We start from the raw sequence: 14,435 nt of genomic DNA on the forward strand, positions 1-14,435 counted from the left end.
GTTAAAATTTAAGATTTAAGCCCAATGCAAAAGTTGCTAAAGCAGGGTAAGATGAATTATAGCCGGCATCTGGCATTTCAGGATCTATTGGGAAACCGTCTAGCTTATCGAAAGTGAGCAAATTGAAGCCCGTCACATAAAATCGGCACTGCGAAATTTTAAGCTTTTTAAGTGTATTAGCCGAAAGCGAGTAACCTAACTCAATATGTTTTAATCTGATAAAATCGCCATTGCGCAACCAAAAATCCGAATTTTGAGTATTGTTAGCACGATCGGTGATGGTTAATCGTGGATACAGAGCTTCATCGGCAGTGGCCTGCGACCAACGATAAGCGCTAAACTGATTGATGTAACCCGTGTTTGAAGTACCCGCATTAACTAACGTGTTGATTTGAACCGTACGGCCAGAAACACCGTGGAATAAGAAGTTAACATCGAAACCTTTGTATTTTATCGAGCCTCCAAATCCAAAATATGAAGTTGGAATATCCGAATAGTTGGTGCTTACAAAATCCAGGTTATCTATTACGCCATCACCATTGATGTCCTTATAACGAATGTCGCCTGGTTTTACATTACCTGAGAAACGTTGCACTGGTGCAGCAGCAATTTCCTCTTCAGATTGAAATAAACCTTCTGAAATTAAAAATCGACGTACCGTACCGCTACCATTTACCACACCTCCAATTGGATAGCCTACTTGTCTTTGATACGATGGAATCCCTGCTTCTTCGTTCAGTTTTAAAATTTCGCTTTTAGCATAAGTATAGTTTCCAAAAACGCCAAAGGTGAATTTGTTGATGGTTTTGTTATAGTTTAAGTTCGTTTCAAAGCCTTGATATTGCGCCTCTCCAGCATTAATGTTTACCAAAGGCTGCCCGATGATTGACGGTGCCAAATCAGCGGTTAGCAGATTAGTTCGCTTTTCCCTGAAAATATCAGCACTTAATGTTAGCGACTGTTTTAAAAACTGTGCATCGAATCCTACACTTGCTTTAGCTGCTTTTTCCCAAGTCAGGTTAGGGTTGCTTAAATCCAACTGATCAGTATTGGCCACTGCGCTATAACCTGTTCCGAAGAAGTATTGCGAACCGCCACGAGTGAAGTAATCGTTAAATGCAAACCTGCGAGAAGCTCCAATCGCTTCATTGCCTACTATCCCGTAGGAGCCACGAAACTTCAAATAATCCACTATTTTGTTTCCTTTTAATAAATTCTCTTCGGTCACAATCCAACCAGCGGCTAACGCTGGGAACCAACCATATCTTTTGCCTGGTCTGAAGTTTTGCGAACCAGAATAAGTGGCAATAGCATCAGCGAAATAACGTTGTCTAAAGCTGTAAGATAATCGGTTCGAAATCCCTTCACGCTTATCATCTAAACGAGTTGCCGAAGCAGAAACCGCTCTTTGGAAACGTGTGGAAAATTTAAAGCCATGTTCGCCCACGGTTTTATCGTAATCGAGGCCGCCCCAAAATTCGTTGTTACGCAAGTTGGCACTAAATGCGCTCGAAGCGTAATTTAAAGGTGTTTCTGTACCATAACCTTGATAAGAGCTGCCGCCTTGCCACTCGTAAACCATATAGTTTTGGTTGAAACCATAAGTGTACAAACCTGTCATATCATAGGTGTACGCCACATTTAACGATAAGCCGGGCAATACAGCATCCAACTTTTGGCGGGCAGTAATGGTAGCCAACAACGTACGATATACGTCGGTCACGTTACCTCTTGCCTGCAACATAGCCAAAGGATTGGTACGAAATAAAGAGCTACCGCCATAAGTTCCGTTTGGATTGAGTAGAGGAAAAGCATTTGCAGGTGTACCAAAAATGGCCGTTAAAAAACTGGTATTGCCATCACGTGGATAGCGTAGATTAGATACTCTACCGCCAACATCCAAAGTTACATCCAATGTTTTATTGATATGGATATCTAAGTTTGTGCGGAAGTTGTATCTTCTGAAATTGGTATTTGAATTATAGTTTGGTGTTTCTCCACCCTTGTATAAACCATCCTGATCGTAAAAACTTACCGAAGTAAAATATCTTGCAAATGCGTTGCCGCCACTTACAGTTGCTACATAGCGTTGCACAGGCGAAGCTTTCTTTAAAAATTCCGATGGATAATCCACATCTGGATATAGGTAAGGATCTGATTTGGTATAATAACCAATCAGCTGATTTTGCGTGTACTGCGGTGCTTGGCCATCGTTTTGACGAGCCTCGTTGTACAAATAAGCATGAGCGTAAGCATTCAGCGGGTTAATTAGCGTGATGGGAGTTTGTACGCCACCCTGTGCATCGAAGGTTACTTTTGTAGCGCTAGCACTGCCGCGTTTAGTAGTTACGTAAATTACACCGTTAGCTGCATACATGCCGTACCATGATAAAGAAGCAGCATCTTTAAGCACACTGATACTTTCAACCTCGTTCAAATCCATGTCTACAAAATCACGGGCTACTCCATCAACCAATACCAAAGGTGATTGCCCGCTATTATATGATGACCTACCTCTAATCAAAAACGTAGCATCATCCGTTCCCGGGCGATTACCAGTCTGCTGAATATGCAATCCCGACAACCTACCAGTTAATACATTGTTAAGCGTAGACAAGGGAATTTGTGGCAGCTCTTGCGTATTTACAGTAGCTATCGTCGCCGTTACTTCACGTTTTTTTCTGATACCAGATGGGATGTACACATTATCGTCATCTCCCGCTTCAATTAACGATTTCACCAATACCACTGGCTTCACTTCCGATAACTCGTAAGCCGGAATGTAAGCGGTATTATAACCGTTCATTTTAAGAACGATTCGATCATTTGTATTCACTTGTATGCTAAATTTACCTTCTGCATTGCTGCTTACACCGCTGGTTTTCTCCTGCACAATAACGGCCACACCAGCAATTGGAGCTCCGGCTTGATCAACTACCTTGCCTTTTGCCGTAAGTTGTTCAGTTTGCCCCCAAGCGTACGATGAAATCGCCAAGCTGAGTATAGAAAGTAAAAGATATTTTGTTAGAAATTTCATCATATTTTCTGTTGTAAACTATTTAGGTTATTAAGTGTAAGTTTTTTACACTTTTACCAACTTGGATTTTGTTTTAAGATGCCATTACTTTTAAAAACCTCTCTCCTTGGGATTGGATACAAATACATGTAATCCTCAAATTTCTTTTGATAAATATTAGGTAATGTGACCACACTGTAGGTAAAGCTGCCGTTGGTGTTACGCACCACATCCATCGCTTTCATTGGCTGGTTGAGCACTTCTTTTGCTTTCTTCCAGCGGATTAAATCGTACCACCTGAAATCTTCAAAAGCTAACTCAATTGCACGTTCTTTGATGATAGCATCTCTCAACTGAGATTGAGTTAAGTTTGCCGGTAAATTAGGCATACCTGCTCTGCTTCTAATTTCATTCACTCTTGCCATAGCCAAGTTGCGATTGGCAACATTATCAGCACTTTCATTAATGGCCTCAGCGTAGTTCAACAATACTTCCCCATACCTGAAAAAGATGAAATTGAAAAGTGCTCTTTGAGTGGCGTTGCGCACATAAACTTCAGGCCACATTTTACGACAATAGTAACGAGTAGCTGAGTAAATTATATTATTTGGTCTGAAATCAGCACCGTAAGTATAAGTATCGGTAGTAGCATTGTACTGCGACCACATGCCCATTTTACGTCCTTGCCAAGACACATCGTTATACAAAATATTAGCGTAAAAACGAGGATCACGGCCTGCGTAAGGGTTTTGCGGATTGTAACCTGAGGCAGCATTAGTAATGGGCAAGCCTGTAGCTTGCATATCGTACATATCCACATGGTTTTGCGTTGGATTCATAGAGCCTTGTGCGCCTCCCGAACCTGGAGACATTACAAAATCCAGTAAGAAACCATCAATTACACGTGGTGGACGAATTTTAATCATGATATACTCCTCGGAGCTTTGCAGGTTCATCAGCTCTGCATAGGATGGATGAAGTTTGAATTTATCGAGTAATAATGCCGCTGCATCAGCTGCTGCTTGCCATTTTTCAGTACTGTTATTTGGGTTATTCAACGGACTTGCGGCGTAAAGTAACGCTCTTGCCCTTAACGCAATGGCAGCAGATTTAGTAGCACGACCGTAGTTGGACGCATTGTAACTATCTGACAACATGCTTTCCGCTTGCGTTAAATCAGCTAAAATAAAGTCTAAACATTCCTGATAAGAATTTCTTGGGATGTCGATGTTATCAAAAATGCTGGCTGGCTTATCGAAAATTGGCACGCCACCAAAACGTTTAATCAACTCAAAATAGAGGAACGCCCTGATGAAGTGCATTTCGCCTGTTACTCGAACTTGATTAGCTACAATGGTGTTAGGTTCGGCAGCTTTCATTCTGGTTAGCATCACATTAGCTATCCTAATTCCGGCGTAAGCTCTGTCCCAAACATCTCCAATGTCATTAAGTTGTGCACCGCCACGTTCGTAATGATCATGGAACAAACCTTGATTTAAAGTACGTACCGACACATCGGTGTTGCCAGAAACCGCTTCATCTGACGCTTGAGATGTAGTACCACGATGTGCATTAAAACGGGCATATTCATCTATCAAATGATTATAAGCGTTATCGGCATAAGCCGCTACCAAAGCAGGATCTTTAAATACTTTTTCCTCGTCTAAATCTGCAGATGGTGTGCGGTCAAGAAAGTCCTTTTTACATGAACCAAGTACAAGAGCTACAAAAAGAAAAATAAGGTGATAATATCTGTTTCTCATGTTAAGCTATAGTTGAATGTTTACACCCAAGTTGTAAATTCTTGAGGTTGGATAAATTGATTGTCTCGAAAAATCGCTGTTGCTAACGTTGATGTTCTCTGGATCGAGATACATTTTGAAGCGAGTCCATGTAACTAGGTTTTGGCCAGTTAAGAACACCCTAAGCGATGAAATTTTTAATGGCTCCAACCATCTTTTTGGAAGGTTGTAGGAAATTTCGGCATTACGCAGTTTAAGGTAAGAGGCATCTTGTAAAATGAAATCATTCAACTGGTAACTGATGAAAGTATTTCCTCTAGAATGTAAGGCTGGCCAAGTTGCCGTTGCCGCAGTTTGTGGCGTCCATCTATTTAGCATGAACTCGTACATTTGCTGCCCGTTGTTTTGTTCGGTCAAAATCACATCTGAGCTAACATTGGTTACACCTTGGAACATCACCGTTACAGAAAAACCTTTGTAGGAAACTCGAGGAGAAATACTGAAAATGTATTCCGGTACTCTTGAATAGCCAATTGCTGTTCTGTCGTCACTATTGATGCGACCATCACCATTGATATCTACATATTTCAAATCTCCAGGAATTGGACGACCTAACTCATTCGGCACATAGCTATCAATATCTTGCTGTGACGTGTAGAAACCATTGGTTACGTAACCAAAGAACTGTCCTACCCTTTTACCCTCCTGTTTTTGGTAGCTTGGCGCACCAACTGGCTCATCTCTACTGATGATTTTGTTACGAGCAAAAGAAACCTGCGCATTCAAACCGTAAATTAACTCGCCCTTTTGCTTATTGAAATCAAGTTCAACCTCGTAGCCTTTGTTGTAAACCTCGCCCACGTTTAATGCTGGATAGCCTTGTCCCAACGACGTTAAACCTGAGTTACGTTGTGTTAAAATATCTTTTCGGTTTTCATCAAATAAATCAATGTTTAGCGACAATGAATTTTTGAAGAACTTACTTTCGATACCGATATTTCTTTTCAAACCTGTTTCCCAAGTAATTTCTGGGTTACCAATGCTGCTGCTCGGCAAATACACCACTGGGTAAGTAACCACACTGGTTGGATCACCAAAATGCACCGGCATGCCCGGACGAGTAAATGCTGGCGTTGATGCCGTGAAACCCGCCGCATTACGTAAATAGCTGGTGATATAAAGGAAACGCTGACCAATTTCATCGCTACCTACTAAACCGTAACTACCACGTAACTTTAAATAGCTTAGCCATTTCACATCATCCATGAAAGATTCGTTGCTGATGGTCCAACCCGCGGAAACCGCTGGAAAAAAGCCATACTTTAATCCTACCGGGAAGTTTTCAGAACCGTTGTAGGCTGCATTGAACTCTGCGAAAAATCTATCGTTATAATTGTAAGTAATCCTTGAAACTACGCCTTGTGAAGCACGTGGAGGAGCTGTTGTAGCCGTTGAGCCTTGTACGTTAATTAGCTGACGGGTGCCTAAAATTAATCCGGTAAAGTTGTGTTTGCCAAAGTTGCGATTATAGTTGAAACCCGCTTGTAAGTTGGTATGAATAGTACCGCCATTATCCGCAATCAATCCGCTTAAAGGCTCGTCTCTTGGTCTGTCACCTGCAATGGTTACCTCCTTGGTATCTCTATCAATTACGTAAGCAGCCCAAACAGCATTACGGCGTGTCGTATTTTCAAAATATGAATCGTAGCCTAAATTAGCTTTGAAAGAAAGTCCTTTCACAAACTTCCCTAAATTATAATTGATGTTAAATGTGCTTTGTACGTTGTTGTAATCATCATTACGTGTACCCCAACGTGTTAACACCCCTAATGGATTCCAAATGTTTGTACCAACGCTTGGATTTTGTGCCAACCTTCCATCAGGTAAAGTTACCGGATACGCAAATGCAGGCACTTGTAAAATACGGGAAATCATCGCTTCCACGTTATCATACGAGAAAGATCCAGTTCCTGAACGCAAGCCGCTAGGTTGGTAACGCTTTTGCAGACGACCACCTAAACGTACACTCACTTCTAAATCTTCCGTAAGTTTAATATCTAAATTCGATCTAAAATTATATCTATTGTAATTCGGAACAGAGTTGATTTGGTACGGAGAATCGAACTGCTTGAAAATACCATCCTCAAAAAGATAACCAACCGAAGCAAAATATTTAACCATTTTAGTTCCGCCACTCACATTAACGTTATGCTGCGTTTGCGGATAGTATTTTCTGGTCACATAATCAAACCAATCAATATTTGGATAGCCAATTGGATCAGAACCATCTTTAAATTTCTGCAAAGCCGCATCGCTCCAAGTAACTGAAGTTAGCCCATCATTCCTGTTGGCTTCGTTAATTAAATAAGCATTGGAATAGGCATCTAAAGCCTTTGGAATACCAGTGTAAGTTTGTATGCTGGCGTTACCGCTGTAACTCACTTTTGGTTTACCTTCTTTCCCTGATTTTGTAGTTACGATAATAACGCCATTTGCTCCCCTAATACCAAAGGTGGCTGTGGAAGAAGCGTCTTTCAAAACGTTAATTGTTTCAATTTCATTAGGATCGATGTCTCCGAAATCAGGACGTTCGATACCATCAACTACCACAATTGCACCTGAACCGTTGTAAGTGGCCAAACCTCTAATGTTAATTACCGCACTATTGGAACCCGGCTGACCGCTACGCTGCACCGCTCCTAAACCCGGTGTGCGGCCAATCAAACTATTGGTAACGTTGGATGTTGGCGATTGAAGAATTTCTTTGCTGCTAATGGTGCTAATTGCGCCAGTAAGGGTAGATTTTTTCTGCGTTCCATATCCTACCACAACAACTTCATTCAAATTAGTGTTGTCTTCTTTCAAGCTCACATTTTGTACACTTACACCCGCAGCAACCGTAATTTCTTGCGCTGTAAAGCCAATGAAGCTAAAAACCAAAGTGGCCGGACCAGCGGGTACATTAATGGTATAATTACCATCACCGTCGCTTATTGCTGTTGTGCTACCAGTTTTTAGTTTAATGGATGCACCTGGTATAGGCAAGCCTACATTATCTTTTACTACGCCTTTAATAGATCTATTTTGAGCATAAAGCATGTGACTACATGCCAGCATCAGCGTCAAAAGCAATACTGCCTTGAAGTGAGCTATGGATAAACGTGGCGAATAAAAACTAATTTTCTTGTAAAGTAGTATCATTCAAATTGGGCTTATATATATGGTTGTTAAAATATACAGTTATATAGCAAGGCTTATGCGACCGAACTAAAGTTGATAGCGGATAAATAATTTCTGACAAGCAAAGTGTAGTAATTGTTGAACTTGGTTGCGATACCAAGCGACACCTCGATTTGGTTTTGGTTAGATTGCATCATACAATATTTGGTTGTAGCAAAGATGTAGTTACGCATCAAAAAACGAGGGGTAAAATTGTCCTTAAATAGGGGTAAAATTGTATTTAAAGCTATTTTCGAGCTAATTTCTGTAATTTCAGATTTATGTAGATAAAAATTAGCTGCTTAATAGTTGATAAGGAAAATGCTCCTATTTCGCATCTTTCGTTGCAATATATTCAGATGGAGATACCTCAAATTGCTTTTTAAATTCTTTACTAAAATACTTTCGGTCGTTAAAACCTACGGCAAAAGCAATATCTGCAATGCTCATTTGATTTTGTTCCAACAGTAAAGCAGCTTGTTTCAAACGAACCGTTTTTATTAAGTCGGCTACAGATAAATTAGTGATGGCTTGAACTTTCTTATACAATACCGTTTTGCTCATACCAATAGCTTCCACCAAAAAGGAAACATCTAAGTCGGTATTATCCAGGTTATCCTCAATAAGTTTCATCAGCTTCGCCAAAAATTTATCGTCTGGTGTTTCAACGGCAATTGGTGCCGGATTTAACAAAATATCCCTCACAAATTTCTGTCGGGAAGCCTCTTTAGTAGATAAGATATTTTTAACATTTAACGTTAAAACTTGTATACTGAAAGGTTTGGTGATGTAAGCGTCGGCACCTTTTTCATAGCCGTTGATCTGATGAATGTAGGCGGCCCTTGCAGTTAGTAAAATCACAGGAATATGATTGATCCGATCGTCCGTTTTGATGCGCCTGCAGAGCTCCAGTCCGTCCATCTCCGGCATCATTACATCACTAATAATTAAATCGGGAAGCTCGTTCAATGCCAGCTCAAGTCCTTCCAAACCATTTGTAGCTTGCAAAATTTTGTAGCCCTCCTTAAATGAATCACTGATAAAATTGCGCAGTTCTGTATTGTCTTCTATTATTAAAATTGTGTACTTTTTATCCCCTTCACTGATCCTAGGCTCATTGATGATCCCTCCTACTTCCGATTGTAGATAATAATGCACCGGATTATCGCTATTCATGTACTCTGGAATGATGGACTTTTCATCCAAATGGGCGGCACCCAATGGAAGTGTTACGGTGAACACTGTACTTTTATTGGTTTCATTTGTAAGGTCACTACTTACCTCAATTTTACCTTGGTGCAAATCGATGATACTTTTAGACAGCGCCAAACCTATTCCGTAGCCGCTGTTGGACACTTCATCGTTATAAACCTGAAAAAATTTGGTGAATAACTGATTGATATTCTTCTCCGAAATTCCTTTTCCATTATCTGTTACGCTAATCGCTACTTCGTTTTCAAGTTTTTGGATGGCAAAGACAATTTCCCCACGCTCTGGTGTAAACTTAAAAGCATTAGATAAAAGGTTAAAAAGCACTTTCTCCAAATGGTCTTTGTCAAAATATACTTCCAGCTGGTCTACATCACTTTTAAAGGAATAGCTAATTTGCTTATCGTAAGCCAAGTTTTGAAATGACAGGTAAATTTCCTCGGCAAAATGCACCACATTACAAGCAGAAAAATTGAGCTTCATGTGTCCGCTTTCGGCTTTTCTAAAGTCCATTAATTCCGTCACCAAACGCATTAATCTGTTGGCATTTTGCTGCACTTGTTGCAACTGGCGTTTTGCATCGGTTGCCAAACTCGCACTACCCAAAGCCTTTTCTAATGGACCTAAAATCAGCGTAAGTGGCGTTCTAATTTCATGAGAAATATTGGTAAAGAAATCAATTTTCATTTGATGCAGCTCTTCCTGACGCTCTTTTTCCAAGTGCTCTAGATAAAGTTCCTTCTTCAATTTCAGTCTGTTTTTTTGGAACTTATAAATGGTGTTAGCCAGATAATAAAGTATCACCACATAAATTAAATAAGCCCACCACGTTTGCCACCAAGGTGGTAATACGGTAATGGACAGGCTAATAGGTTCGGTGTTCCAAAGCCCATCATTATTGGCTGCCATTACTTTGAAAGTGTATTTTCCGGGACTTAAATTGGTATAATGCGCTTCACGCTGGGTGCCTGAATAATGCCAATCATCACCCTTTACACCTTCCATTTTGTAGGCATATTGATTTTTCTCGGGATTGATGAAATTTAGCGCAGCAAACTTGATGGTGATATAGCCCTCGTCGTACTTTAGCTCCACGTGGTCAGCAAAAGTGATTGATTTTTCCAACGGAGAATCGGCAGAATCGACCAAAACAGGCTTATTTCTTACTAAAAAATCAGTGAATGCAACCTTCGGCTTAGTTTTGTTTTTAATTAACTTATCAGGAAAAAATGACGTTAATCCATTGATCCCCCCAAAAAGCAACTCACCACTTTTTAAGCGTAGTGCCGCATTCGTTTGAAATTGATTGCTTGCTAAGCCGTCATCCGCGTTGTAATGCGTAACCTCTACACTCTTTGATGTAAAAGGCAGGTCAAAAGTTTTAAAATGCAATCGGTATAAACCATTGTCAGTGCTCAACCAAATATCACCACTCTCATCTTCTTGTATGGCATGAACTACCTCATCAGTTAGTGGTTCAATTTCGTTCAAAGCATAAAACTTATTGGTAATGGGGTTATAATAATTTAATCCTCCACCATCTGTTCCAATCCAAAGCCTATCTTTTGCATCTTTAAATAACGTGATGATACTATTATTGCTAAGTGTATTTGGCTGATTGCGCTTGATGAAACGCTTGAATTTATTTTTTCTTCTGTCGTAGTAGTTCAGGCCGTTCTGGGTACCAATCCAAATGTTGTTTTGCGCATCTTTAATTAAAGCCACCACAAAATTATCGCTAATGCTAGTACTGTCTTTGGGCGAATGTACAAACGTTTCGTACGAACCGTCGGGATTTAGGTGCCTCATACCACCGCCATTAGTACCCACCCAAACGCCATCCGTTTCGGGAATGATAGAATTGATTAAGTTTTCACTGAATTTACCCTGACTTACTGCAAATTTAAAGAATTTGATTTTTTTAGTGGACTTGTCGAAATGGCACAAGCCGTCAAGCGTACCTACCCAAAGATTGCCGTTGGCGTCTTCAGCTAATGATTTCACACCATTTCTGGTTTGCTTTTGATCATTCCTGATATCGAAATAACGATATGCACCGGTTTTTCTATCTAAATAGTTGATGCCACCGCCGTAAGTTCCTACCCAAAGTGCGCCATTTTTATCTTCGGAGATGGCATTTACCACTAAATGCGACAAGCCCATCCGATCTCCTACCCGTTCACCTATATTATTGAAATTGGCGTTCGATGGATAGTAAACATTTAAGCCACCAGCAAAAGTCCCAATCCAAATGCCCGAAGCCTCATCCTGCATGATGCTCCAAATGGTATTGTCGCTCAAGCTTTTGGTATTTAGCGGGCTGTGCGTGTGGTTATCAAAACGTTGTGTTTCTGTGTTAAAAATACTTAAACCATTCCGTGTACCTATCCAAATATGTTTGTTATCATAAACATAAACATCTCTTATCCAATTGGATAGAATACTGTTATTGTTAGCATCATCGTAGTTAAATACTTTGAGTTCATTGTTTGTTGAATTGTACCTGAATAAACCCGACGTTTCCGATCCGAACCATAAATTACCCTGTCTATCTTGCCTAATAACGATAATTTTTGCGCTCATTAACGCTTTAGAATTAGCTATTGCGCTCGGTAGCTGCGTTAAACGCTTGGTTTTTGGATTGAAGCGTTTCACCCCAAATTTAGATCCCACCCATATTTGTTTGGCCTGATCTTGAAACATGGTGAACGTTACCGAATTGTAAAGACTGCTAGCAGAAGTATCCTTTAAACCATTAATCTCCTTGAGTTTCCAGTTTAATGTATCTACCTGTTTAATACCGTCGAAAGTGGCGGTCCAAACGTTTTTGTAGCTATCAATCAATACCGATGAAATGTAGTTTCTGCCACCTTTTACGTCTCTAATATCTACTCGCTTAAAAACTTCTGTGGCAGGGTTGTAAATGTTTAAGCCGTTAGAAGTGCCTATCCACAATTTTCCCTTACTATCCTCTACAATGGCATTAACCCGATTGTTGCTAATGCTTTTGGACTGATTATTTTGATGCTGAAAAATTCTAAAGGTATAGCCATCGTAACGTGTAAGTCCTTTCCAACTGCCTAACCATATAAATCCTTTTCTATCTTTAATAATGGTTGATATTGGGCTTTGAGCCAAGCCCTCCCTAAACGACAAATGATTAAAAGCAATAGGTTGTTGTTGCGCTAAAAGAGGACAAATAGCTGAAAATGCTGCACAAAGCAGAAGAAATATGTAACGTCTTAAAATCAAATGGATTGCTTAGTGGCCGTAAATATATTTATTACTTGGCTATTAATGCAATGTACAACAAAAACATTTAAGAGAGAGCTAAAAATAGCAGAAATTGATTCTTCTTTCTCTTTCGTTCATGAAGTTCCAACTTACTGAAATTTCATGAGTTGAACCGCTATAGCCAGCCAAGCTACCCACACTGTGATCATAGGAGTAGCCTAAGCGTAGTTTTTCGCTGATGAATATTTCAGCCATGCCAATTAAGGCATTGGAGTTTTTCACGTTACCTACCACAGCGGGTTTATTATAAAGCTTTACGCCTGTTCTGTAACCTGCACCAATCCAAACTTTTTGTTTAAACAAGAAGAAAGCATTGATATCTAGCACTGTTGGGCCAGCGGCATCATCCTTAATTAAGAAAAATGGCTTAAAGTCGATTTCATATTCAACAAGTGGAATTAAAACGCCGCCAGTGAGGTAATAATGTGGCTTTGGTGTAGGAAAATTGAAATCTAATTTACGCTTATCTAAAATATATTTGCTAATTAAACTATTTACCGAGGCGCCGATGTACGCCTTTTGTGTAGAGAAAAATACACCAGCTCTGATGTCTGGCACCAGCTCGTTAACCTGTCCTACCGGAATAAAATTATCACCTTGATCACTTGGATCAAACAAATCACCGTTGATACCAAATTGCTGAAAACCGGCGCCAACGCCGAAGGCCAATTTAGAAGTCTCATCCTCGTTTACAGGGAACCGATAGGCGTAATTTGCAAATGCGGACAGATTTTTTTGAGCACCTAACTGATCTGCCCCTAATATGAGCGACAATCCTACCCTTTCGTTTGGCATCAACATATCCGCAGCTATCGAAAAACTTCGCGGTGCGCCATTAATGCCGGTCCATTGGTTACGGTAGGTAGCGTTAAGGTTTAAACGCTCCCTGTAACCTGCGTATGCTGGGTTAATATAAACTGCATTAAAAATATACTGACTGTATTGCGCATCTTGCTGTGCAAAGCTGTTTAAACTCGCCAATACAACCAAAAAGATAATATACCAACGTCTACACACCATACTATTTATCTCTTAATAAAGTAATATAACCTGTTGCGCTACTAGCAACCCCCTCCTTGGATACCAGCTTTAGCACGTAATAGTAAGTACCTTCGCTTAAACCATCGCCACTCCAGTTATTTTGATAGTTACCTGCACTTCGGTAAACTTCATTACCCCATCTGTTGAAAATGGCTAAGGTATTTTCTTTATAAAGCTCAATACCTTCTATTTTGAGCACATCGTTTTTTCCATCTCCATTAGGTGTAATTACGTTAGGCACTTTGATATTACCTACAATTTTTTTCTCATCGGTGGAAATATTGTTGCCCTGAACAGGATCAGGCAATGTGCCAGTAATGGTTGCTGTATTGGTTATTACACTTGCCATTTTTCCTTTAACCGTAATTACTAAGCTCGCCTCATCCAAATTCCGAAGTAGAGGAATCCTCCAAGTGATTAAACCTGCGTTGATACTAGCATTACCAGCCGTCGAATTCATGCCTACGTACTCCAGTCCTAAAGGCAGGTGATCTGTAACTACAATTTGCGTATCATCCATTGGCCCATTGTTTCGAGCTTTAATGGTGTAGGTAAAGGCTTCGTTTGGCCCAACTGGTCTTGTTTCAGATTTTTTAATTACCTGCAGATCTGACGACATTAAAATCACCGTAAAAATGTCCGAAAGCTCTGAAACGCAATTGGTTTGACTGATCGCCCTAACTTGGTACTGTCCACCCAAGGTAGTGGTAAAAGTAGACCGGGTTTCATTAGGCAAAGCACGGCCATCCCTATACCATTGATAAGTGTAAGTCCCGTTTGCATTATTGACGCCAAGGGTTACTGGCGTACCAAGCGGCACTCTTATCGGGTTTTGGGCTTGCGCTTGGGTACATACGCACCACAATAGCAGCACTAAAACATATGTCAGTCTACCAAACAAAAGCAGCTTAGGT

Annotated in this window: 6 protein-coding genes; all 6 read right to left on the reverse strand. The window is 40.3% G+C overall.

Features of this window, described 5'->3' with window-relative positions; genetic code table 11:
- Position 1 precedes the first annotated feature (1 nt).
- A complete protein-coding gene (locus ACY2A0_RS00310) occupies positions 2-3,040 on the reverse strand; it encodes a SusC/RagA family TonB-linked outer membrane protein (protein WP_461787643.1) in 3,039 nt (1,012 codons plus the stop codon).
- 50 nt (positions 3,041-3,090) lie between these two features.
- Positions 3,091-4,779 (reverse strand): RagB/SusD family nutrient uptake outer membrane protein, encoded by a 1,689-nt coding sequence (locus ACY2A0_RS00315; RefSeq protein WP_461787644.1) that lies wholly within the window; start codon positions 4,777-4,779, stop codon positions 3,091-3,093.
- A gap of 6 nt (positions 4,780-4,785) precedes the next feature.
- Positions 4,786-7,959 (reverse strand): SusC/RagA family TonB-linked outer membrane protein, encoded by a 3,174-nt coding sequence (locus tag ACY2A0_RS00320; RefSeq protein WP_461787645.1) that lies wholly within the window; start codon positions 7,957-7,959, stop codon positions 4,786-4,788.
- Positions 7,960-8,304: 345 nt separating this feature from the next.
- The gene (locus ACY2A0_RS00325; RefSeq protein WP_461787646.1) at positions 8,305-12,438 is read right to left on the reverse strand and encodes a hybrid sensor histidine kinase/response regulator transcription factor; all 4,134 of its coding nucleotides are present in this window, start codon (positions 12,436-12,438) and stop codon (positions 8,305-8,307) included.
- Between the two features lie 78 nt (positions 12,439-12,516).
- Positions 12,517-13,500: a PorP/SprF family type IX secretion system membrane protein gene (locus ACY2A0_RS00330; protein WP_461787647.1), complete on the reverse strand. Its 984-nt coding sequence runs from the start codon at positions 13,498-13,500 to the stop codon at positions 12,517-12,519.
- A gap of 1 nt (position 13,501) precedes the next feature.
- Positions 13,502-14,422: a T9SS type B sorting domain-containing protein gene (locus ACY2A0_RS00335; protein WP_461787648.1), complete on the reverse strand. Its 921-nt coding sequence runs from the start codon at positions 14,420-14,422 to the stop codon at positions 13,502-13,504.
- Positions 14,423-14,435 lie beyond the last annotated feature (13 nt).

It is taken from the genome of Pedobacter sp. (assembly GCF_965249885.1).
Classification (GTDB): Bacteria; Bacteroidota; Bacteroidia; order Sphingobacteriales; family Sphingobacteriaceae; genus Pedobacter.